This is a genomic window from Paenibacillus tepidiphilus, assembly GCF_008635795.1.
Classification (GTDB): Bacteria; Bacillota; Bacilli; order Paenibacillales; family Paenibacillaceae; genus Paenibacillus_AQ; species Paenibacillus_AQ tepidiphilus.
Genome location: NZ_VWRQ01000034.1, coordinates 24,501 through 47,714, shown reverse-complemented (window position 1 = coordinate 47,714; position 23,214 = coordinate 24,501). Strand labels below are relative to the sequence as shown.

Annotated in this window: 16 protein-coding genes; 9 read left to right on the top strand and 7 right to left on the bottom strand. The window is 54.2% G+C overall.

The window, feature by feature from the left end:
- Positions 1-557 precede the first annotated feature (557 nt).
- From F1379_RS27910 to F1379_RS27890, 5 genes are all read right to left on the bottom strand, one after another.
- The gene (locus tag F1379_RS27910; protein ID WP_150275746.1) at positions 558-962 is read right to left on the bottom strand and encodes a CBS domain-containing protein; all 405 of its coding nucleotides are present in this window, start codon (positions 960-962) and stop codon (positions 558-560) included.
- A gap of 73 nt (positions 963-1,035) precedes the next feature.
- A complete protein-coding gene (locus F1379_RS27905) occupies positions 1,036-2,289 on the bottom strand; it encodes a serine hydrolase (RefSeq protein WP_150275745.1) in 1,254 nt (417 codons plus the stop codon).
- 122 nt (positions 2,290-2,411) lie between these two features.
- A complete protein-coding gene (locus F1379_RS27900) occupies positions 2,412-2,840 on the bottom strand; it encodes a VOC family protein (protein ID WP_150275744.1) in 429 nt (142 codons plus the stop codon).
- A gap of 70 nt (positions 2,841-2,910) precedes the next feature.
- Positions 2,911-3,804, bottom strand: a complete 894-nt coding sequence (locus F1379_RS27895; RefSeq protein ID WP_150275743.1) for a TIM barrel protein — start codon at positions 3,802-3,804, stop codon at positions 2,911-2,913.
- A gap of 73 nt (positions 3,805-3,877) precedes the next feature.
- Positions 3,878-4,981, bottom strand: coding sequence for a GerAB/ArcD/ProY family transporter (locus F1379_RS27890; protein ID WP_150275742.1), 1,104 nt, complete (start codon positions 4,979-4,981; stop codon positions 3,878-3,880).
- 157 nt (positions 4,982-5,138) lie between these two features.
- Between F1379_RS27890 and F1379_RS27885 the strand changes: the two genes are divergently transcribed.
- The 6 genes from F1379_RS27885 to F1379_RS27860 all read left to right on the top strand — a co-directional run bounded on the left by F1379_RS27885 (position 5,139) and on the right by F1379_RS27860 (position 16,709).
- Positions 5,139-6,665 carry a spore germination protein gene (locus F1379_RS27885; RefSeq protein ID WP_150275741.1) on the top strand — a complete coding sequence of 509 codons (1,527 nt, stop codon included), beginning with the start codon at positions 5,139-5,141 and terminating at the stop codon, positions 6,663-6,665.
- On the top strand, positions 6,658-7,872 hold the full coding sequence (locus F1379_RS27880) for a Ger(x)C family spore germination protein (protein ID WP_150275740.1): 1,215 nt from the start codon (positions 6,658-6,660) through the stop codon (positions 7,870-7,872). The genes F1379_RS27885 and F1379_RS27880 overlap by 8 nt, the downstream gene beginning before the upstream one ends.
- Before the next feature lie 6 nt (positions 7,873-7,878).
- The gene (locus F1379_RS27875) at positions 7,879-8,109 is read left to right on the top strand and encodes a hypothetical protein (protein ID WP_150275739.1); all 231 of its coding nucleotides are present in this window, start codon (positions 7,879-7,881) and stop codon (positions 8,107-8,109) included.
- Between the two features lie 86 nt (positions 8,110-8,195).
- Positions 8,196-9,371, top strand: coding sequence for a small-conductance mechanosensitive channel (locus F1379_RS27870; protein ID WP_150275738.1), 1,176 nt, complete (start codon positions 8,196-8,198; stop codon positions 9,369-9,371).
- 13 nt (positions 9,372-9,384) lie between these two features.
- Positions 9,385-14,808 carry a diguanylate cyclase gene (locus F1379_RS27865; protein WP_150275737.1) on the top strand — a complete coding sequence of 1,808 codons (5,424 nt, stop codon included), beginning with the start codon at positions 9,385-9,387 and terminating at the stop codon, positions 14,806-14,808.
- A 344-nt stretch (positions 14,809-15,152) separates the two neighbouring features.
- On the top strand, positions 15,153-16,709 hold the full coding sequence (locus F1379_RS27860; RefSeq protein ID WP_150275736.1) for an amino acid permease: 1,557 nt from the start codon (positions 15,153-15,155) through the stop codon (positions 16,707-16,709).
- Positions 16,710-16,817: 108 nt separating this feature from the next.
- Here the strand turns inward: F1379_RS27860 and F1379_RS27855 are convergent, their stop codons facing one another.
- Positions 16,818-17,504, bottom strand: a complete 687-nt coding sequence (locus F1379_RS27855) for a hypothetical protein (protein ID WP_150275735.1) — start codon at positions 17,502-17,504, stop codon at positions 16,818-16,820.
- A gap of 373 nt (positions 17,505-17,877) precedes the next feature.
- Positions 17,878-18,915 carry an asparaginase gene (locus F1379_RS27850; protein ID WP_150275734.1) on the bottom strand — a complete coding sequence of 346 codons (1,038 nt, stop codon included), beginning with the start codon at positions 18,913-18,915 and terminating at the stop codon, positions 17,878-17,880.
- Between the two features lie 255 nt (positions 18,916-19,170).
- Here F1379_RS27850 and F1379_RS27845 point away from each other — a divergent pair, with 255 nt between their 5' ends.
- From F1379_RS27845 to F1379_RS27835, 3 genes are all read left to right on the top strand, one after another.
- On the top strand, positions 19,171-20,277 hold the full coding sequence (locus tag F1379_RS27845; RefSeq protein ID WP_150275733.1) for a sugar ABC transporter substrate-binding protein: 1,107 nt from the start codon (positions 19,171-19,173) through the stop codon (positions 20,275-20,277).
- A gap of 89 nt (positions 20,278-20,366) precedes the next feature.
- Entirely contained in the window at positions 20,367-21,890 is a 1,524-nt protein-coding gene (locus F1379_RS27840; protein WP_150275732.1) for a sugar ABC transporter ATP-binding protein, read from the top strand.
- Between the two features lie 11 nt (positions 21,891-21,901).
- Complete coding sequence (locus F1379_RS27835; RefSeq protein ID WP_150275731.1) at positions 21,902-23,077, top strand: sugar ABC transporter permease; 1,176 nt, start codon at positions 21,902-21,904, stop codon at positions 23,075-23,077.
- Positions 23,078-23,214 lie beyond the last annotated feature (137 nt).

The following is a 23,214-nucleotide window of genomic DNA, read 5'->3' as shown; positions in this document are numbered from 1 at the left end:
CTTTCTTGGTGGACTTCAACAATCCCGAGAATACCCTACTTTTTTGTTGCCTGACTAGGCCCCAAATCTTGGTACACAACTTATTTTACGCCATCCGGATTTCAGCAATCTAATTCGATTATCGCCATTTAATATGGTCGAAATTGATGAGATCAATATTTTTCACCCATATTAAGTGGCGGATATCCAATTAAGTCTGTGATTATCCTCCATACAGGTAGAATTAAGTGGCGATTTTCCACTACAGTCCGCAAACAGGGGTTGCCTTTCGTTCATCATACCTATACAGACAGAGCGGGCTGCCAGCGGATTATACAGCAATTAGCGTTATTCATCCGGTAATCTGGGGAACGGGCAGCGGACGGAAATCCGTAACTTTACTGAAGTCACTTTCAGGCCCTATCCGGCTAATCTTTTGTTCAACTTATATAGTGTTTGAAATCAAATAGACCGAACAATAATAAAGCCATCCGTCGCTGGCCGACGGATGGCTTTATTGATATAGGAGCAAGCATATGATTGAGCCAACATTTAACAGAACCAGAGCTGCAGTCCGTTCAATCCGTAATATTACGCGTATAATATTCGATAATGTCTTTGCGGCGGATAATTCCCAGGAAGACGCCGGAACGGTCGGTAACGGGCACGAAATTCTGGTCGGCGGCCAGGGTCAGCATATCCTCCATCTGGGCCTGAATCTCGACACTCTCATTGTGCACATGCCGCTGGATATCGCTGACTTTAATGTCGCGCATATTCTCGAAATCAAGTCCGGCCGTATTCTTCAGCTTCCACAGCAAATCGCCCTCGGATAAAGTGCCGACATACTTCCCGTCCCCGTCGATAATAGGGATCGCCGAATAATAATGCCGTTCCAGTTCGTCCAGCGCTTCCAGCATGGAGATGGAAGAGGTGATGTAAGCAACCTGATCTTTGGGCAGGAGGAAATATGAGATTTCCATAGCATCGTCTCCTTCATGGCGGGATAGTGGCATTCGCGGTACCTACATTAAACCATAGAATGTATTGTAAGCGCTATCCTTTGGTTTTGTCCATTCCTAGAAACGTCACCCGGCCCTGCGCATTGCGTTCGAAGTAGCATTCCCAGTCGTACCAGGTGCTGTGAAATTTAGTTTCAGAGAGCGGGTACAGCGGCACGGACTGCTCCTCATTCCAAATAAAATAGAGCTGTTTCCCGTCATGCTTCACTTCCGCCTGACAGCCGTATCCTTCATACGTGCCCACATACGCCTTGTAAATAGCGTCATCCAGCGAAATTGCCGGTGGACGGGCGGGGAGCGGCACCTCCTGTCCGAGAGCCAAGCCGGCCAGCCTTTCCGTCAGCGGATAGACCGGTACGATATCGTAATTGGTGAGCATAATCACGGTAAGCTTCTCCTCCGGATACCGGTGCAGCTCGCTGCGGCAGCCCCGGTAGGCACCGCCATGATGGATACGGCTGCGGCCCAAATGCTCATCAATGAACCAGCCGTAACCGTAACTCCCGTGCCCCGGTGTAAATATGGTCTCCAGTGTCTTCGAAGACACCAGGCTGCCGGTGTAGAGCGCCTGATCCCACTTGTACAGATCGTCTACCGTGGAGTACATGCAGCCTGCCGTGGCAATGGAGCTCATGTCCATATATTCACAGGGGGTAAGCTGCTCCCAATTGGATTGATAGGAAGACGCCATCCCGGGAATCAGCGTACGGTTATCGTCAAAGCCGGTATTAAGCATGCCCAGAGGCTGGAGAATATGGCGGTCAATGAAGTCACGGAAGCTCAGCCCGCTGAGCCTCTCGATCAACAGTCCGAGCAGAAAATAACCGGAGTTGTTGTAGGCGAAGGAAGTGCCGGGCTCAAAGGCCAGCGGTTCGCCGATGAACAGCTCTACTACCTCATCAGGCGTCATTCTGAGGCGCAGCAGCCTGTTATTATACCGGGACATGCTGCTGTAATTCGCCAGACCGGAGGTGTGGTTCAGCAGGTGGGCGACGGTAACGCCTTTGAGGTCCAGTTCAGGCAGGTGCGAACGGAGTTCATCCTTGATACGCAGCAAGCCTTGTTCCGCCAGCATCATAATGCTCATAGCGGTGAATGACTTGGTCACCGACCAGATGCGGAAACGGGTATCCATACTATTGGGTGCTTGCAGCTCCACATTGGCGCAGCCGTAAGCTGAGCGGTGCAGCATCTCTCCATCCTTGGCTATGAGAACGGTGCCGCTGAACGGCCAGATCTTCTCATATTCCGATAAGTAGCTCCTGATTTGCTCTGAAAATGCATTCATAGATATACAATGCCTCCACTATAAAGGATGCTGCCGCGCAAGAAAAAAGGATACAGAACGCGGCGTGCTGTCTGTATCCTCGGTTTGATCTGTCAGTATACTTACCTTACCAGCCGAGCCGTCTAGTGAGCCCCTTCCTCGCCTTCCAGGCTAAGCTGCCATTCAGTGCCGAACTTGTCCTTCACATTCCCGTAGCATTTGCTCCAGAACGTCTCCTGCAGCTCCATGCCCACGGTTCCGCCTTCCTTCAGCTTGCTGAACCAGGTTCTGATCTTCTTCTCATCGAAGGTGGTCAGGGAGAGGCTCACATTGTTGCCCAGAATGAATGGCATTCCCGGAAAAACATCGGAGAACATCACATTGCTGCCCTCTATTGTCAGTCTGGCGTGCATGACCAGATGCTTCGCTTCCTCGGGGAGCGGATAATCGGGATTGGGCGGAGAGTCGCCGAATGCCATGATTTGCGGCGCACCGGTCTGGAAGACGTCGGCATAATACTCGACAGCCTCACGGCAGTTTCCGTTAAAATTCAGATACACATCAATACCCACAAGCCACACTCCTTAGATGCCGTATTGGTTAAGCGTTAGATTTCCCATATTGTATCATGCGCCTGCCGCATTACCAATATACTTGTGCCGCCACCCAGTCATAGCAGCGCTGCAGCTCCTCATCCGTCAGAAGGTCCGAGCGGTGCTCGAACATGATCTTTACAGAGCTGTTACCTGAGCGGATGATCTGTAAATACTCTTCAATGGGCGCCCAGCCGTCCTCCGGGCTCAGCTCTGGCAGCACCGGGTGGTGGCTGTGACTCACGCCCTCCTGCACCTGCACATTCGATAAATGAATCAGATGGGCGTACCTGGAGTACCTGCGCAGAACGGCTTTGGCGTCAAAATGGGGGTCCAGCCGTTCCTGCAAATATAAACGTGCTGTATCGAGACACAGCCGGATTTGCGGATAACGCACAAGCAGCTGCTCCAGAAAATCCTGTTCATAGACATACCGGTTCAGCGCGTCGAACTCCAGAACAGGTGTGAAGCGGTACCTGGCACTCTGATTCGCCAGCCAGACAAACAGCTCTTCGGTCAGCTCCTCCAGCTGTTCACCGCTGATCTCGCTCTCATACATGAATTCCCGGCGGTCGGCGAACCGCCATCCATGCCAATTCACCCAGTCATCCAGGATCACGGGCTTGGGATAGTGGAAGAGCACATACTCCGGCTGCAGAGCGGCGAGCTCGGCAAGTTCGTCAGCGACCAGCCGGTAAGCATCCTTTCGCACGGCAGGATCGGGAGAGCTCAGGAGGGCGTCGCGCAAGTCGGAACGGCCGGCCCGGAAGGGAAAGTGCACGCCGATCTGAAATTCGCCGCTTTGCGCCGCGTTATGCAGCCGGGCCGCGTCTTCACCGGAAGTGAAGCTGCAGGCTTCAATGCCATGAAATCCGCTGCGGAAATCGCGGGTAAATTTGTGTTCATCAAAGCCGCCGTATTGACCGATCATAAATTGCCGCATGCTGATCACCTGTCCATTCCGAGGGGTAGAATAGACTATAAATTCGGGAGATTAACGCTATAATCCTGCCTGATCAAGATGAGGGACTCTTCCGTTTGCGCAAGGAATGAACGATTAACAACAGCAGCGGAAGAACAAAACCGTAGGTAAAATCCCAGTCCACCCAGAATGCCGGTATTTCCTTTACATAGAAAATGATATCCTCTGCGATTAAGTAAGATAAGCCGTAGAGCAGAAAGGCGACCGGAAAGATAAGCGGCTGGTAGCTTTTCATCTTGAAAAATTCGGCTGTACCCAATACAAAAGCATAGTAATAGAGTGCGGTTTTGAAGTAAGTGCTGATGATCCAGGTCGTAGCCATTAACGCTTCAATCCGCTGCAGGAAATTGCCGACGTTGATGCGCTGGGCGAGAATATAAGCGGCATAGAATTCATGCTCGGAAAAATACACGCCCAACACGGTCAAAGACAGAAATAAAATGAGATTCAAGGCTACTGCGCTGAGAGTCAGGGTAAGGAAAATATCCCTCCCGGTGGTGCTTTGTTTGCGGGCATAGGGATAGACCATAAAGAAGACGCACAGCTCCCCGAAAGGATAGAAGACACCGAACATTACAGTGTGCAGCATATCCGGAACCGGGGTATTCATTATAGGATACAGACGCTCCAGCCGGACGTCCGGAAAGAGCAGTACGAAAAGGAGAATCAGAAACACAACGAAAAAGGGCAAGAAGATCTGGGCGGCCCTGCCCAACGTTTCAAGCCCCTTTTGCAACCCGTATACGAGCAGAAAGATGGCCATAAACCGGATGACTCCCCCGGGGGTGCCTTCGTAAATTTGCGTGCACATGAAATCTTCGATTTCCCGGATATAGGTTGAGCCGGCCAGGAGAAAGAAGAGCAAATAAAACGCTGCAACGGCGTTGCCGGCCCACTTCCCCAAAATCATGCGGGAAAGCTCCACCAGATTTTTGTCGGCATCGATATCAGCTACGCTTACCATCAGCTTGATGGTTACCAGTCCTAGCGGAATACTGATTAATCCTGCAATCCAGGCATCCTGGCCGGAGCCGGCTGTCATAACGGAAGGATATACCAGTGCCATGTCTCCTATCAATGTAAATGCGCCTAACGTAACCATCTGCGCTGTGCTGATCCGGCCCTTCTCCAGCCCCATTCCGCTAACCTCCCTCTCCGGTCCATGTCTTGCGGACGTGACTTTAGTATGGCTTCCATTTCCATAAATATGTTCCAGCCGAACAGATTCCCACTCATGGAATAAATATCTGAGCCTGTACCAAACTAATGAAAATTGCTATGAACGGAGGGCATATATGGAGACAGCCGATTACGGCCGGTTATCAGCCAGGCTGGAGAATAACCGCGAGCGTCTGATCCAGCTGCTGGGCAGCAGCACGGATTTTATTCTAAAGGAAATTCGGCTTGATTGCGGGACACAGGTAGTGGTGTGTTATATAGATGGTCTTGTGGATACACAGGTGCTTCATCATTCCATCCTATACTCACTGCAGGAGTGTGGTTCCCGCCTGGAACTGAGCGGACTGGACCCGGACCGCAAGCTTTCCCTGCTGAAAGAGCGCGTTCTGATTGCCGGCGATATGGGGGAGGTGTCGGATATGCAGCAGCTGCTGCATGAAATGTTGTCAGGCAGTGTGATCGTGCTGATGGAGGGCGCGTCTGCGGGCCTTCGCATCGGCCTTCCCGGCTGGGAGGACCGCAATGTCAGCGAACCAAGCTCACAGTCGGTCGTCAGGGGGCCGATGGAGTCTTTTACAGAGAATTTGCGCACCAATACCGCGCTGATCCGGCGCAAGATCAAGGATTCCCGCCTGTGGCTGGAGACGATGCAGATCGGAAGCGTAACGCAGACGAACGTTTCCATTATGTATCTGAATCACATCGCTGATGTGGAGCTGGTGCAGGAGGTCAAACGCAGGCTGGCCAAGATTGACACCGACAGCATCCTGGAAAGCGGATACATCGAAGAATTCATTCAGGACACGGCAGCCACTCCCTTTCCGACTTTGTATAATACAGACCGTCCCGATACGATTGCCGCAGGTATTCTTGAGGGGAAGGTAGCGGTATTGGTCGACGGCACACCGTTTGTCCTGCTGGCTCCGGCTTTTTTTGTCGCCTTTTTTCAATCGGCCGAGGATTATTATCAGCGCTCGGACATTGCCACACTGCTGCGTTTTATCCGTTTCCTGGCTTTTTTCATCACCCTGCTGGCACCCTCCTTATATGTCGCCATCACTACCTACCATCAGGAGATGATTCCGACCAATCTGGTAATCAGCCTGGCGGCTCAGCGGGAGAGTGTTCCTTTTCCGGCATTTATAGAAGCACTGTTGATGGAGCTGACCTATGAGATTCTGCGGGAAGCAGGGGTACGTATTCCCAAAAATATCGGCCAGGCCATATCCATCGTCGGCACTCTGGTTATCGGACAAGCAGCCGTACAGGCCGGATTTATTTCCTCCGCCATGGTCATTATTGTCTCTATAACCGCCATTTCGAGCTTTGTGATCCCGGAATCCGGCATGGCGATTGCTGCACGGATTATCAGATTCGGCCTGATTGGCCTTGCCGGATTCATGGGCCTCTTCGGAATATTGTGCGGTATATTTCTGATTGTGCTTCACCTGGCCGGGCTCCGGTCCTTCGGTATGCCGTATATGATCCCTTTGGGACCATATGCCGCACGTGATCTGAAGGATTCCATCTTCAGGCTGCCTTGGCCGCTGCTGAATACAAGACCTTCTCATCAGCATGTTCAGAATATAACCCGGCAAGGAAGAACGGCACAAAGGACCGGAGGGAAGAGGCGAAATGAATAGACGTACCGCAGCGCGCCTGCTGCTCGCCATGCTCCTGCCGCTGGTGCTGGGAGGCTGCTGGGAACGGCGGGAATTAAATGAGATGGCGTTTGTGCTGGGGATGGGGATTGACAAGGCGGAAGCGGGTTATAGAGTATCCTTGCAGGTCGTTATTCCCTCCGCAATTTCGTCCCAAGTGGCCGGCGGTGCCGGAAGCGGCGGGGTGCCGGTTGTGGAATACGCTTTTACCGTTCCGACGATTTATGAAACACTGCGCAAATTCAATCTGGTCAGCTCCCGGTCTGCTTATTTGGGGCACATCCGTGTGCTGGTCTTCGGCGAGGAGCTGGCCCGGGAGGGGCTGGGCGAAACGCTGGATGTGTTGAAGCGGAGCCGGGAGTCCCGTATGGACTTTTACGTGATGGTCGCCAGGAATACCTCGGCCGAGAATGTGCTGAAGGTGCTCACCCCCCTCGACAAGATTCCGGCCAGCAAGCTGTTCAACGCGCTGGACAAATCCTACAGGATTTCCGCCAAGACCGTTGCCGTCAGTCTTGATGAATTCATTGAGGATTTACTTGCCGAGGGCAATAATCCGGTTCTGACCGGCGTGGAGCTGTCCGGCGAGGCGGACAAGGGCGAGAAGAAAGGTAATGTCGAGCAAACGACACCCGAGGTCAGGCTGCGCTATGAAAGTGTGGCTGTGTTCCGGAAAGATAGAATGCTTGGATGGTTAAAGGATCAGGAGACCGTTGGTTACAATTACCTGACAAACAAGGTTGTCAAGAATTCGGGATCGGTTGCAGGTGAGGACGGGAAACCGATTGTCGTAGAATCCTTGCAAACCTCTACGAAGAGAAAGGTCAGAATGATCGGCGGTGAGCCGCACATCTTTATCGATGCAACGTTGACCAGCAATATCCAGGAGGTATTCAGCACCGACAACCTGGAAGCGGAACGGCAGATCGAAAAGATCGAGCGCAAGGCGGAGGAAGTGCTGGTTACCAAGATGAAAAACGCATACGAGGGAATTACCCAGCGGTTTAACACTGACATCTTCGGGTTCGGACAAATCATATACCAGAAAAGCCCCAAAGCCTGGTACAGATTGCAGCAAAAGCACGGAGACGATTACCTCCGGTCGCTGCCTGTCCACTATAAGGCCAAGGTTACCATTAACCGGATCGGCACCATCGACCGGACAATCCTGGATGAAATCAAGGAGTGATGTGGCGTGCTGCTGTTCATGTTTATCGTCATTGCCGCAGCCTGTATGTTCAGCGATTTGAAAAAGCTGATGAGGCACAGGAGGGGCCGCGATCTTGCGGTATGGATATCTGTATGGGCAGCCGGCCTGGCGGCGGTTGTCTGCTCCTTGCTGAATCTTCCCGTCCCTAGTCCATTGCTGCTGGTCATCTGGGTCTATCAACCTGTGAACACTTTGTTCGCGGCATGGTTCTCGTAAAATTTTTAGTGACTATTTCCTCCGGCATTGGGTATTATTACATTGGAATCTTCCAAGTATTGAATACCAGCTGAAGGGGTTTGTCTATGAATAAGGGACGTAAGACCGTATTTCTGATTGTGACCTTTGCCTTGATTTTTCTGCTTCCTTTATTGGGGAGCCTGGCGAAGTGGAAGGGCCTGCCGCCGGGATACGGGGATTTTCCGGCCCAGAAGGTGGAGGAAGACCCGGGCTTCAGCCTGCTGTACTTCTCACTGGCCTGTGTTGTAGCCTTGGTCATTGCGCTGGTGCTGATATTCCCCCGCTGGTTCGGCTTTAAGAAGGGGGAGCGTATTACCCCCGTTGCCTTAGAGAACAAGTCCGGCCCAGGCTTCCCGGTATGGTTCTGGGGGAGCCTGCCGGTACTGGCTGTCTGCTGGTTCCTGATGTGGGCCAGAATCGATGCGCTGGTCTCCATTGAAGCCTATACATTTGTGCCGCTGTGGTGGTCCTTTATTCTCTTATTGGACGGGCTGGTGTACCGCAGGAATAACGGCGTCTCCATCATATCCCGCAAGCCGCATCTGATGCAGCTGCTGGCGGTGGTATCCTGCTTCAGCTGGTTTGCTTTTGAGTATCTTAATTTTTTCGTCATGGAGAATTGGTATTATCCGAACAGTCAGGTGTTCTCCAATTTCGGCAATATCTTCTGGTTCTCTTTATCTTATACCACCGTACTGCCGGCAATTGTGGAATGGTATCATCTGCTGCGGACCTTCCCGTCCGTGCGGGAGCGTTACAGCAAGGGGCCGAAGCTGCAGGTAAACACAACGTTTCTGGTTGTTTTTTACATAGCGGGCCTGATCCTGGCCTTCGGCATGGGGTACTATCCGTACCTGCTCTTCTGGGTGCTGTGGGTAGCGCTGGTTCCCATGCTGTCCGCCGCGATGGCACTGGCCGGCTATTGGACGCCTTTTACGCCGATCAAGAACGGCGACTGGTCCAAGGTCATTCTGATTGCACTAGCCACGCTGCTGAACGGGTTCTTCTGGGAGTTCTGGAATTTCGGCAGCGAATGGTTCCACGATTCCCTGCCCACTAATCCGAATTACTGGAAATATTCCGTACCCTATCTGGACAAGCTGCACATTTTCTCCGAGATGCCGGTTCTCGGTTATTACGGATATCTCTTTTTCGGTGTGAACTGCTGGATCATGTGGCTGATAGCCGCGTATGTCTTCAAATTCGACCCGGACATCGAGTTAAAGGAAGAACATAATTAAAGGTGGAGTGCGTATGAGTCTGTTCGGCAACTATCAGATCCTGGAGACCATTTCCGACAATGCGGCAAAATCGGTTTACAGATGCAGCGAAGAGGGAATGGACCGCACTGTAATCCTGAAGGTGCTTAAATCTGAATTGGCCGGTGTAGAGGCTGTCATGCGCTTCAAACAGGAGTACAGGCTGCTGCAGGAGCTCAGCGGACAGCTGGACGGTGTAATCCGGCCTGTCGATCTGCAGGAAATGGGCGGCTATTATATGATGGTGCTTGAGGATCTGGGAGGAACATCGCTCAAGCGGATTCTGGCCGAGGACAGGCCGGATCAGCGGACACTGCTGCGGCTGGCGATTCAGGTGATTGATATTCTCGGGGCGATCCACGACAAGCATGTCATTCATAAAGATATCAAGCCATCCAATATCATCTGGAACCGTGAGCGGAACAAGGTGCAGATCATCGACTTCGATCTGGCGGTAAAGCTGTCCAAGGAGAGGCAGGAGTTCCGCAACAGCGGTGTTCTTGAGGGAAGCCTGTATTATATTTCCCCGGAACAGACGGGGCGGATGAGCCGCAGCATTGACTACCGCAGTGATTATTATTCCTACGGCGTGATGCTCTATGAAATGTTTACGGGAACCCGGCCTTTTGCAGCGGAGGAGATGCTGGAGCAAATCTATTCGATTATTGCCAAAGAGGCGGTTCCTCCCGTTAAGGCCAGCGGAGGCGAGGTTACTGCACCGCTATCGGCTGTCATCATGAAGCTGATGGAGAAATCCCCGGAGGACCGTTACCGGAGCGCCTTCGGCATCAAGGCCGATTTGAAAAAATGTCTGTCCGTTCAAGACGAGTTCGTCACCGGCTCGGAGGACCGGCTGAATATCTTCCGTATTCCCCAGAAGCTTTACGGCCGGGACGGCGAGATCAAGCGCCTGGAGGGCGCGTTCAGGCGCTGTGCCCGCAGTCTGCCGGAAATTGTGTATGTCACCGGGGATGCCGGAGCAGGCAAGACCGCTCTGGTCCATGAGCTGCACCGATACATAAGCCGGGATAAAGGGATGTTTGCCGAAGGCAAGTTCGACCAGTACAACAAGAACATTCCTTACAGCGCCATTATTCAGGCCTGCCGCCGGCTAATGGCGGAGCTGCTGGAAAGTCCGGACGGGAATTTGAAAACCCTCATCGGACGCTCCTTGAGCCAGGCCCTGGACGGAAATGGCAGTCTGATTGCCGGCCTGATTCCGGAGCTGTCCGCTTTTATCGGTCCCCAGCCGGCCGCCCTGCCGCTGAATCCGGCCGAGGAGACCAACCGTTTCTATATGACCTTTGCCCAGTTTCTCAGCGGCCTGACAAGCGGGGAACGGCCGCTTGTCTTGTTCCTTGACGATTTGCAGTGGGCGGACTACTCCAGTCTGCAGCTGGTTGAACGGCTGATGCAGGGCAATCAGCTGCGGAGAATTATGCTGGTGCTGTCCTACCGCAGCCACGAAATTCCGGCAGGACATCCGCTGTTCGCGATGAAGGCCCGGCTGGAAAAGAGCAAGGAGGCAGAGGAGATCCATCTGGAGCCATTGCCGCTGCCGGATATCCAGCAGCTGGTCGCCGATACCCTGTACACTCATCCGGACGAGGTACTGGAGCTGGCCAAGGCCGTTCATAAACGAGCCAAAGGCAATTCCTTTTACGTCAACGAGCTGCTTAAGGAGCTGTACCGCGGCGGATATCTCTATTTTGACGATATGCACGGTGAATGGACCTGGCGGCTGAGCGAGATCGCAGCCTTGCCGGTCAACGACAGCGTGGTGGATTTTCTCATGACCAAGCTGACGGGACTGCCGGCCGGGCAGCGGGAGCTTCTGACCATCTGCGCAGCAGTCGGCAATGAATTCGACTACGGGATGCTGCTCCGGCTGGCAGACGCGCCGGTGGAGACGGTGCTGCAGACTCTTGCGGTGGGAGTGGAAGAAGAATTCATCCGGCCGGCGGACGGCCGCTACGGACTGTTCTTGGGCCTGCTGGAGGATAGCGGAGCGGCTGCTGCCCCGGAGACGGAGCTCCGCTTTGCCTTCACCCATGACCGGATACAGCAGGCCTTCTATCAAATGCTGGACGAGGAGAAGGGGCAGCGGCTGCATCTGGGGATCGGCCGGCTGATGCTGGAGCGGCTGGAGCCGGGGGAAGCAGAGGACAAGCTGGTGGACATGGCGGGGCATATGAACAAGGCCCTGAAGCTGATCAGCGACCGGCAAGAGCTGGAAGAGGTGGTTACACTGAATCTTCTGGCAGCCCGTAAAGCCAAGGCGGGCTTTGGCTACGCCGCCGCCCATGCCCTGCTGGAAGCGGCGATGACACTGCTGCCTGAGAATGCCTGGCAGGAGAAGATGCAGCAGACGGCTGAGATACACCGGCTGTATGCGGAGTGCGCTTACCTGACGCATCATGTGGATGAGGCCGACCGGGCCTGTGCCGTATTGGCCGCTCATCTTCAGGAGCCGCTGGCACTCGCCGAAGTCTATGAGCTGCAGGCGAATTACTACATGTACCTGGGGATGATGCAGGAGTCGATCGCCGCTGGCAGGAAGGGCCTGGCTGTGCTCGGTCTGAAGATTCCCGGCAAGGTGGGCATGCCTGCCGTGCTCCGGGAGCTGGTGCAGGTGAAGGCGCGGCTGCGCGGGCGAAGCGTCGAGGAGCTGTTCGCCGCGCCGGAAATGACGGCGCCGGAGACGCAGATGATGATGCGCCTGCTTGTCAATTTCATTCCGCCGGCATTCATTTCCGGAGAGACCTCATTGTTCGGTCTGGTCGTGCTGCGGCAGATCCGGCTGACACTGGCGCATGGCAACGCGCCGGAATCGGCGCTGGCGTTCATCGGTTACGCCATGCTCCTGTCCGGCTTCGGCGATACGAAGGGCGCCTTTGATTACGGGAGGCTCGGCATCCGCATTAACGACAGGTTCCAGAACATGCAGTGGAAAGGCGCGGCTTATGTGCTGTACACGCTCTTTTCCCATGTGTGGACCGAGCCCTGGGATACGCTGCAGGAATGGTTTACGGCCTCAATGGAGGCAAGCCTGCGGACGGGGGATTTACTGTATCTGGCCCATTCCTCGTTCTATGTGAACCTGTGGAATCCCACGCTGGATATCCCGGCCACCCTGCAGGAGAGCAGCCGGACCATTGCGATGATCGAGGATACGAAATACAAGGAATCGCTGGCGACAGCGAAGCTGGCCCGGCAGTATTTTCTGAATCTGGCGGGGGAGCTTGCGGACAACGCCTCTTTTGACGGCGACGGATTCAGTGAAGAGGTCTACCTGCGTGAGCTGACCGAAGCGAGGTATTATTCGGGTATCGCAATTTATTATATTTATAAGATGAAGCTGCTGTTTACGTACGAACGCTCCCGGGAAGCGCTGGTCTATATCGACCGGGCGTATCCGATTATCGGCACACTGGCCGGCTCGGCGTTTATGGAAGAGTTCGCTTTGTATACCTTCCTCAACCTGGCATACAGCTACAAGGAGATGAGTGTGCTTGACAAGGCCAAGGCCCGGCGGCGGATGCGCAAGGAATTCGGCCGGGTCCGCAAATGGGCCAGGCATGCACCGGGTACATTTCGTCAGCATGAGTACCTGATGCGGGCGGAGTGGGCGCGGATTTCCGGGCAGGACGACAAGGCGGGCCACTATTACGACCTGGCAATGGAAGCCAGCGAGGCAAGCGGGTTTGTCCGGTATAAGGCGCTGACAAGCGAACTGGCCGCGCGTTTTTATCTGCATAAGGATTATAAGGAGTTTGCGGCGTATCTCTTCAGGCAGTCGGAATATTACTACTCGGTGTGGGGCGCCAAAGGCAAAATCGTTTTTAACGGCAGTCAATATCCGGAACTTGTCACCAAAATCAGCACCAAGGATTTCCTGCACCGGCGGACGATTTCCGATTATACCGAGAGCATGGACCTGAATTCGATTCTGCTTGCTACCCAGGCCATCTCCAAAGAGATTGAGCTGAGCAATCTGCTGGAAGCATTGATGGAAATCGTTATCAAGAATGCCGGAGCCCAGCGCGGCTGCATTGTGATGACCTCGAAGACCGGATTGCTTGTCGAAGGCGAATATAACCCCGAGGAAGACCGGATCAACGTGGCGCTGCGCGATTATAACCGGTATGACCAGCTGCCGGATTCTATTGTGAAGCTGGTGGAGGAGCGCAAGGAAAGCGTAATTTACAATGACGCGTACTCGGAAACCGCATTCGTTAATGATCCTTATATCGTCAAGCACCGTCCGAAATCGCTCGTCTGTATGCCGCTGATCAACCAGAACAAGACCATTGCCATCATTTATCTGGAGAATAATCTGCTGACCGGTGTCTTTACCCGGGAGCGGATGAGAATCATCAATCTGTTGTCGCGGGAAATGGTGTTCTCGCTGGAGAATGCCACCCTCTATTCCGAGCTTGAGCGCTCTGAAGAGAAATACCGCGAGCTGGTAGCCAATCTGCAGGATGGAATATTCATTACCCAGGACGCAAAATGCCGCTACGTCAACGAGGCGCTGGCGCAAATGCTGGGCTATAGTCCGGAAGATATGCTGGAGCAGCCCTTTGAGGCGTTCCTCGCCCCCGGTGAGCGGGAGAAGGTCATGCATTACTATAAGCGCCGGATGGACGGGAAACAGGTTCCCCCCGAATACGAGACGAGGCTGCTGCATAAAGACGGGCGCGAAATTATTGTCATCCACAAGCCTACGCTGATTACGTATATGAACCGTCCGGCCGTTCAAGGGACCGTCAAGGACATTACCGAGCGCAAAAAAGCGGAGGAGGAGCTGCTGCGGCATAAGGAGCATCTGGAGGAGCTCGTCCGGGAGCGCACTGCGGAGCTGGAATTCAACAATGACGAGCTGAACAAATATGTCCGGCTGATTGAGCAAATCTCCATTACCGACGAGCTGACCGGGCTCTATAACCGCAGATATTTCAATAAAGTCTTCGCAGAGCAGGTAGAGAAGGCGGCGCTCGAGCGGCGGACCTTGGCATACTTGATGCTGGATATTGATTATTTCAAAAAATATAACGACACCTACGGTCACTATGAGGGAGACCGTGTGCTGCGGCAGGCAGGCGAGGTGCTGCAGCGGATGGCCGACCAGGCGGACGGCTTCGCGTTCCGGCTGGGCGGAGAGGAATTCGGCATTCTGGTCCCCGGCTTCACTGCCGAGCAGTCCCGCGAATATGCCGAAAGCATCCGGCGCAGCATCTCCGGGCTGCGGATTGCCCATGAGATGAGCCAGGAGCACGGCATTGTCACAGTGTCCATCGGCGTTGCCGCTGTGCAGGTGGATAAGTCCTCGGAGGAGGACATCTACAAGCTAGGCGATGATGCGCTCTATGAGTCCAAGGCCAGAGGAAGAAACTGTGTCACTGTCATCGAGAAATAAGGTTTTGTCGGCATGCTGGTGAAATAGGATTGCAGCATATAGCTTGGCTGATTGGCTGACTGGCGGTGGGTTTGATTGGCGAGTGACTGATTGATGGCTGAATGACTGGTGCTGATTGGCAGACTCGCTGAAAAAGGCGCTTGCGCGTATATGTCGCTGTAGTGGCAGGCCCCGGACGGAAAGTCCGGGGCCTTCTTGCGCTGAATCCGGAGTGACACAGCCTGCGTTCATTTCCTTAGGGACACAGATGCACTCCCTCTGAAATACATTTTGCATCCTTCAAGCGGCTAATTCCCCTGCTTTTTGCAGATACTTCTGTACAGAACATTCCGGGGAGGTCTACTATGCATCGGAATAAAGAGGGTTTATCTGTCTGGCAGCTTACCATGCTGGCGCTGGGGACCGTTGTCGGCGGCTCGTTTTTTCTCGGCTCGGCGGTCGCGATCCGCGCCGCCGGACCGTCGGTGCTGATTGCTTATATCATCGGCGGGGTCCTTGTCTATTTTATACTGTCCGCACTATCAGAAATGACAGTGGCAGATCCCGCACCGGGCTCGTTCCGCACGTATACCGAGCAGGCTTTTGGCAGGGGTGCCGGGTTTACGGTAGGGTGGGTGTATTGGACCGGCCTGGTGCTGGCGATGTCCAGCGAGGCAACCGCAGTATCGATTCTGCTGCGCGGCTGGTTTCCAGCCTTGCCGCTTGCTCTGGTGGGCATGGCGATTATTGCAGGCGTTACGCTGCTTAATCTATTGGGCGCAGAGCGGCTGAGTAAGCTGGAGAGCGGGCTGGCTGCTGTCAAGCTGCTGGCCATCGCCGCTTTTGTCGTGGTTGCGCTATGCCTGATGGCCGGCCTTGCATTCCGCCGGACCGGCGCCGTAGGCTTCAGTGTGCTGGGGAGCCAGAGCTGGATGCCCGGCGGAATTGCCGGCATCGCCGGCAGTATGCTGATGGTCATGTTCACCTATGCCGGCTTTGAAGTGCTGGGCCTGGCAGCTTCGGAGACCAATAGTCCCGGGGTCAAGATTCCGCGCGCGATCCGGTATACCATTATGCTGCTGGTCGGACTTTACCTGGCTGCGATGGCAGGGTTATTCCTGCTTGTTCCGGCCACGCGCGTTTCCGAGAGCGTCAGCCCGTTCGTGAGCGCGCTCAGCATGTACGGGCTTGGCTGGGCCGGCACCGCGATGAACATCGTGCTGGTATCGGCGATCCTATCCACTATGCTGGCCTCGGTCTTCGGCCTCGGCAGGATGCTGCGCTCACTCGCAGAAGAAGGTCACACGCCCGCCTGGATGCGCGACCGTACGGATATCCCTTACCGCGGCATCCTGGTGTCCGGCGGCGCCATGCTGGCCGGACTAGGGCTGGGCTTGCTGCTGCCGCAAGGCGTGTATTTGTTCTTGGTCAGCTCGGGCGGATTCGCGCTGCTGTTCTCTTATCTGGTCATCCTGGCCAGTCATTACCGGCTGCGCAGACGCCGGGGTGCCCCATTGGCGCAGGGAGGCGGACTGCGCGGATTTCCATACAGTTCATGGCTTGGTATGGCCGGACTGGCAGCTGTACTGGCAAGCATGCCGCTGATTCCCGGCCAAGGCGGTGGTCTCGCTGCGGGAATGATGTTTGTGCTGTTATTCGCAGGCTTGTACGCATTTGGACAGCTCCGGCGCGCCAGGGGAGCAGGATTTTCTGCCAGACCCGGGTTGCCGCTGCCGGCTGCCAGAGCACAAATGGAAGCGGGGGAAGAACCGGGAATATACCGGCTATCCAGCGAATTCGCCAAATCCGGTATGTCCGCAGGCCCCGGCATATCCAACGAATCCGGTGTATCCGCAACCCCCGGCGCAAACAAATCCGCCGAATCCTCCAAGCCTGGAGCATCTCCGAAATCCGGAAAATGAAGCAATACCTGCTGAAATCCCGCCCGGCGGGTGAACCAATACAAAGAACCTTGGATAAAGCTTTTGCTTATCCAAGGTTCTTTTGCGTCATGAATATGACCATCAGCTCTACTTCAACGGTTGCAGCGAGCCTGCGGCGGCTTCGTATTCTTCGCCAATAATGGCTCTGGCGCTGGTAAAGGAGAAGTACACGCCGTCTTTTTCGAAATACAGAAATTCAACGGTAGACTCTTCTTGCTTAATCCATTCTGCGGTTATTCCATTGGGCAGCAGGACACTGCGTGAAGGCGCCCCGTCCACCGGCCGGAGATCATGCCTCGATTGGCTGATGGCGCCCCGGATGAACACAATCCGCACCGTGTCTTCTTGAACCTCAATGCGGTCGAGGTAGTCATCGGTGCCTAAGCCAACTGTCGGAATGTATACTTGGTCAAGACCGGCCTGTTCAGCGACCTTCAGAATCTCGGTCTTCTGCTCCTCCGTATAGGTCAGCTGCGGCAAGTCAAGCTTTGCCGTGTTTGCAGGGACATTATTCGTCCCGGAGGTCTCCGCAGACGGAGCTGCCGCCGGTGAATGGTCTGTCGTGGTTGCTTCCTGAGCAGGTGTCGTGGTTACTTCCTGAGCAGGTGTTGCGGTTGCTCCCTGAACAGATGTCGCGTTTGCTTCCTGAGCAGGTGTTACAGTTGCTTCCTGAACAGGTGTTGGGCTGCTGCCTGGCGTATTCTCCGTGTCCTGGCAGCCGGCCAGGAGTGCAGCGGCAAGTGTGATCACTATAAATAGTTGTAGACGCTTCATAATATCCTCCTTGATGTTCTAGGGCGGTTATCGCTTGCTTGCAGGGCAAACCCAGTGTAATAGAAAATATTCGCAAATAAGTTACTAGAATGTAAATAAACGCTTTTGACTGTAATGAAAAGACGACCATCTAATACCGTTCGCCGCTGACTACTAAAAATCCAATGGGTTGACCACTGTACGTTTGCAAGCAAGGGCAAGGTACGGGCAATGGCATTTCAGGGTATGTAACATTACTACTGAATTGTCATTATTTCTGGTGATTTTGTACGCAAAAAGGCGTATACACGCCAGCGTGATCTGCACCAGATCAGCGCTTGCCGGGTATACGCCTTCTATCTCAATGTCAATGCGAGGCTGGAGGGGCCTGCGCTTAATACTCGTTGAACATCGCTGCGATCTCGTCGTATTGAGTCGTCTGCGTCAAGGCCAGCGACAGCAGAATCCGCGCTTTCTGCGGAACCAGGCTGTTGCACGGAATGGAGTTGGCCGATAAGTCAATGTAGGCGTCCTTCAGCGTAATGCCGCTGGAAATGCGCGAGCAGCGGACAACCGGAATGTTGTTGTTCTTCAGCTCGCCGACCTTGTCGATCCACGGCTTGCTGTAAATTCCGCCGCCGGCTCCGGCGATAACGATCCCACGCGACACGGTGGCGAGGTAATCCAGGATACCGGGATTCGCGTCCACATGGAAATAGGCGACCGATACCTCGGGCAGCCCGTTCAAGGCGGAGACGTCGAACTGGGCGTCGGTGGTGTGCTTTTTCAGCGAACGGGTATAGAAGAAGGCCTGACTGTCGCGCATATAGCCAAGACAGCCGAAATCACGCTCATCAAAGGCATTTGCCTTGAACGTATTGACCTTCTGCACGTCGCGCCCGCTGTATATGCCCTCCGCAAACACGACCATCACGCCTTGGCCATGCGCCTCAGGGTTAGCGGCAAGCGCCACAGACTGATACAGATTAAGCGGCCCGTCGGGACTGATCGCCGTTGCCGGCCGCATCGATCCGGTGATGATCACCGGCTTGGTGGTCTTGACCACCAGGTTCAGGAAATAGGAGGTCTCGTCCAGCGTGTCGGTGCCATGTGTAATGACGAACCCGTGGATGTCCTCGCGCTGCGCCAGTGTGTTGATGAGTGTCGCGAGTGTCAGCCAGTGCTCGCTCGTAATGTCGGCGCTGCACAGATTGCTGACCTGCACACCTGCGCAGTTGGCAACCCGCTCCAGATGGGGCACGCTGTCCAGCAGATCCTGGATCGGCAGGGCGCCGGGCTCGTAATTCAAGGTCTTATGGGCTTCGCCGCTGCCTGCAATGGTGCCGCCGGTGGCGAGAATCACCACGTTCTTCAGGCTCGGATTATAATAGGGGGAAGCGCTGAAATTCAGTTCGGGAATCGGTATAAGCATATATAGAAGGTTCCTTTCACGATCAGATCTGTAGCTGCTCAAGCCGGTGCAGATGCTCCGGCGGGACAATCCTATTTTGCCTCATTCGGGAAGCTTGATCAACTGCTTTCTTCAAATATAAGATTTCCGCCGTTTTTTACACATGAGGATATTCAAGAAACAGAGGAGAATTTTCTATTCCGGGTGCAGAGGGCGGATGATAACATCAGGGTGTAAGAAAGACAGCAGCCAACATATCGGGAGGGGTTTTAGACAATGAGAAAGTTATTGAAAGCGATTCCGTTAATGCTTGTGGCCATGATGCTGGCAGTAATGGTATCTGCCTGTAACAGCGGCGGCAGCGGCAGTAAAGTGGATGTAGGGATTGTATTGCCGACCAAGGATGAACCGCGGTGGGTTCAGGATGAGCAGCGCTTTACCGATGCCCTGAAGGAGACGAAATACTCTTCGGAAATTCTGTTCAGCCAAGGGTCGTCCGCCAAGGAAAAGGAGAATGTAGACGCGCTGATCGCCAAGGGCATTAAAGTGCTGATCATCTGCCCTCAGGACGGCGACGCTGCCGCAGCAGCCGTGGAAGCCGCGAAGAAAGCCGACGTAACCGTAATTGCGTATGACCGCTTGATCACGAACACCGATGCCGTAGACTACTATGTAACCTTCGACAGCGTTGCCGTAGGTAAGGCGCAAGGCCAATACCTGATCGACCATGCCAAGGGCAATGGCCAACCGCTCTATTTATACGCCGGCGCTGCTTCGGATAACAACGCATTTCTGTTCTTTGAGGGTGCCTGGTCGGTATTGCAGCCTAAGATCGCTGACGGCACATTCACCGTTGCCAATTCAACGGAAGCTCTGGCCCTGAAGGATAAGGCTGAACTGAGCCGTGAAGAGCAGTCCAAAATCATCAGCCAGGTCACCACCAACTGGGACCCGAGCGATGCCAAGAATAAAGCGCAGACTCACCTGACAGCAGCCGCTGCCGATTTGAAGGGCGATGTGGCGATCCTTGCTCCGAATGACGGAACCGCCCGTTCCATCGCCGACGTATTCGCCTCGGATTCCGCTGTGAGCAGCTTTGTGGTTACCGGACAGGACGCTGAGAAAGCATCGATCCAGTACATCATTGACGGCAAGCAGTCGATGACGGTCTTCAAGGATGTCCGCAATCTGGTGAAGGATTCCATTGCCATGGCCGTAGCCGTTCTTGATGACAAAACCCCGGAAACAACCGGTTCCTATAACAACGGCAACGTGGATGTCAAAGCCAAACAAACCGAAGTGCAAGTGGTGGATAAAGAAAATGTAAAAGCTGCGCTGATTGACTCCAAATACTATGAAGCCGGTGAGTTTACCGGACTGTAAGGACACCCATAGTAAAGGCCGGAATAGTGATAGAGCCTTCTATCACTATTCCGCCATTCTACGATTTGCTTTGCGAAGGAGCTATGAAGATGCAGAATCCGCATATTTTGGAAATGAAGGAGATTTCGAAGGAATTTACCGGCGTCAAGGCGCTTTCGAATGTCAGCTTCAAGGTCGGACAGGGCGAAATACATTGTCTCGTCGGAGAGAACGGAGCCGGTAAATCCACCTTGATGAAGGTGCTGAGCGGTGTGTACCCCCACGGAACCTATACCGGGGATATTGTGTTTGAGGGCCAGGTGCAGAGCTTTACCCGAATCAGCGACAGTGTGAAGGCCGGGATTGCGATTATCTACCAGGAGCTGGCGCTGTTTCCCGACTTGACGGTGTACGAGAATATTTTTGCCGGGAATGAAGTGAAGAACGGGGCGGTGGTGGACTGGAACCGGACCATCATCAAGGCCAAGGAAATGCTGCGGAAGGTCAACCTGAGCGTCAATCCCGAAATGCTGGTCAAAGACCTCGGCGTCGGCAAGCAGCAGCTGGTGGAAATCGCCAAGGCGCTCAGCAAGAACGTCAAGCTGCTCATTCTGGATGAGCCGACGGCGGCGCTCAATGAAGACGACAGCGAGAATCTGCTGGAGCTGCTGCGGGAGCTGAAGAAACAGGGCATTACCAGCATCATGATCTCGCATAAGCTCAAGGAAGTTATCGCCATTGCAGATAAGGTTACCGTGCTGCGCGACGGGCGCACGATTTGCACCCTGGATGCGGCGAAGAATGAAATTTCCGAGAATGTCATCATCAAAAATATGGTCGGACGCGAAATCGAGGACATCTATCCGAAACGCAGCGGCCAGCAGTTCGGCGCAGATGTGCTGGAGGTGCGGAACTGGACAGCCTATGATCCGCGGCTCGGACGGAACGTGGCCGAGAACCTGAGCCTCCATGTCCGTAAAGGCGAGATCGTCGGCATCGCCGGACTGATGGGCTCGGGCCGGACTGAATTCGCGCTCAGCATCTTCGGCAACCCGAAGGACTACAAGCTGCAGGGCGAGCTGCTGATGAACGGGAAGAAGATGAATTTCAAATCGCCCAGGGATGCTATTGAAGCGGGGATCGCTTATGTCACAGAGGACCGTAAAGGCGACGGCCTGTTCCTGATCCAGGACATCAAGCAGAATATTTCCGCTGCGAACCTGCAGGGAGTCTCGGCGCGGGGCCGGATCAACCTCAACGAAGAGGTCAAAGTCTCCAATGAATACAAGAAATCGCTGAATATCAAGGCCCCTTCCGTGGAGCAGATCGTCGGCAATCTCAGCGGCGGCAACCAGCAGAAGGTTTCACTCGGCAAATGGCTGTTTGTCGGCCCGTCGCTGCTGATTCTGGATGAGCCGACCCGCGGCATCGACGTCGGAGCGAAATTCGAAATCTACACGATTATGAACAAGCTGATCAGCGAAGGCATGAGCATTATTATGATTTCCTCCGAGCTGCCCGAGGTGCTGGGCATGAGCGACCGGGTCTATGTCATGGCCGAAGGGGAGATCAAGGGCGAGCTTACAGCGGCGGAAGCCGATCAGGAAAAAATCATGAAACTTGCTACACAATAGGAGGAAGACCCGTGAAATTACTAAACGAAGCAAAAACGTTGATTAAGGTCAACATTCGCGACTACGGGATGTACATCGCCCTGTTCGTCATCATGCTGACATTCTCGATCCTCACGGACGGTCTGTTCATGTCCTCGCGGAACATCAGCAACCTGATCGACGCCACCGGCTATATCGCTGTATTGGCGGTCGGAATGACGCTGGTCATCGTAATCCGCCATATCGACTTGTCCGTCGGCTTTGCCGCCGGGTTCCTGGGGGCGATTGCCGCCATTCTTCTTACGCAGGCCGGGGTCCCGGTATATCTGACCATTCCGATCATTCTCATTATGGGCATCGTCGTCGGATTGTTCAACGGTGTTCTGGTTGCCCACTTGGGGATACCCGCATTTGTCGCCTCACTGGCGGCGATGCTGATCTTCCGCGGCGCACTGCTGCGGGTTACAGAAAAGACAGGCACCATCATTGTGAAAGACGAGCATTTTAACGCTATCGGAAACGGCTTCATTCCCTCACTCGGCAAGCTCGGCAACCTTAACCTGCTCTCGCTCCTTATCGGCGCTCTGATTATCGTGCTCTTCATCTACTTTGAAATTTCCAAGCGGAACAATAAGCTGAAATATAACTTCGAGGTCATCTCGAAGGGCATGTTTGCCGTCAAGCTGGTATTTGTCTCGGCCATTATTGCCTATATTACCTGGATTCTGGCGGGGTACAACGGCTTCTCCTGGACTGTAGTCATTGTGCTGATCGTTGTGGTAATTTACCACTTCCTGACGACCTCGACCGTTATCGGACGGCATATTTATGCGGTTGGCAGCAATCCCGAGGCAGCCCATCTCAGTGGCATCAGCGTCAAAAAGATTACCTATTTCGTCTTCTGCTCCATGGGTCTATTGTCCGCATTGTCGGGCATCCTGTTCACCTCCCGGCTGCAGTCGGCCACCACGACGGCGGGCACCCTGTTTGAACTCGATGCCATCGCAGCCGCTTATGTCGGCGGGGTCTCCGCAGCGGGCGGTGTCGGCAAAATCACCGGCTCCGTCATCGGCGCCGTGGTAATGGCTTCGCTCTCCAGTGGTATGAATCTGCTGGGCGTCGGCATCTCCTACCAGTACATGATTCGCGGAGGTGTCCTGGCCGCAGCCGTAATCTTCGATGTCATCACCCGCAAGCAAAGAGCGTAGATATCTCTACTCTCGCATACGCAGCATGAAGAAGCCGGAGCGCAGGCCAACCTGCACTCCGGCTTCTTGGCGTAAACGGAAATAATTCATATTCCATTTATTTCCGAATGAATTATAATGTGTGAATACTTAAGGCA

What these genes read in the sequence shown, in the direction of transcription:
- F1379_RS27850 (WP_150275734.1), bottom strand. Translation starts at nt 18,915, where the DNA reads ATGCTTATACCGATTCCCGAACTGAATTTCAGCGCTTCCCCCTATTAT.
- F1379_RS27905 (WP_150275745.1), bottom strand. Translation starts at nt 2,289, where the DNA reads ATGAATGCATTTTCAGAGCAAATCAGGAGCTACTTATCGGAATATGAG.
- F1379_RS27860 (WP_150275736.1), top strand. Translation starts at nt 15,153, where the DNA reads ATGCATCGGAATAAAGAGGGTTTATCTGTCTGGCAGCTTACCATGCTG.
- F1379_RS27890 (WP_150275742.1), bottom strand. Translation starts at nt 4,981, where the DNA reads ATGGGGCTGGAGAAGGGCCGGATCAGCACAGCGCAGATGGTTACGTTA.
- F1379_RS27895 (WP_150275743.1), bottom strand. Translation starts at nt 3,804, where the DNA reads ATGCGGCAATTTATGATCGGTCAATACGGCGGCTTTGATGAACACAAA.
- F1379_RS27880 (WP_150275740.1), top strand. Translation starts at nt 6,658, where the DNA reads ATGAATAGACGTACCGCAGCGCGCCTGCTGCTCGCCATGCTCCTGCCG.
- F1379_RS27855 (WP_150275735.1), bottom strand. Translation starts at nt 17,504, where the DNA reads ATGAAGCGTCTACAACTATTTATAGTGATCACACTTGCCGCTGCACTC.
- F1379_RS27840 (WP_150275732.1), top strand. Translation starts at nt 20,367, where the DNA reads ATGCAGAATCCGCATATTTTGGAAATGAAGGAGATTTCGAAGGAATTT.
- F1379_RS27870 (WP_150275738.1), top strand. Translation starts at nt 8,196, where the DNA reads ATGAATAAGGGACGTAAGACCGTATTTCTGATTGTGACCTTTGCCTTG.
- F1379_RS27845 (WP_150275733.1), top strand. Translation starts at nt 19,171, where the DNA reads ATGAGAAAGTTATTGAAAGCGATTCCGTTAATGCTTGTGGCCATGATG.
- F1379_RS27885 (WP_150275741.1), top strand. Translation starts at nt 5,139, where the DNA reads ATGGAGACAGCCGATTACGGCCGGTTATCAGCCAGGCTGGAGAATAAC.
- F1379_RS27865 (WP_150275737.1), top strand. Translation starts at nt 9,385, where the DNA reads ATGAGTCTGTTCGGCAACTATCAGATCCTGGAGACCATTTCCGACAAT.
- F1379_RS27910 (WP_150275746.1), bottom strand. Translation starts at nt 962, where the DNA reads ATGGAAATCTCATATTTCCTCCTGCCCAAAGATCAGGTTGCTTACATC.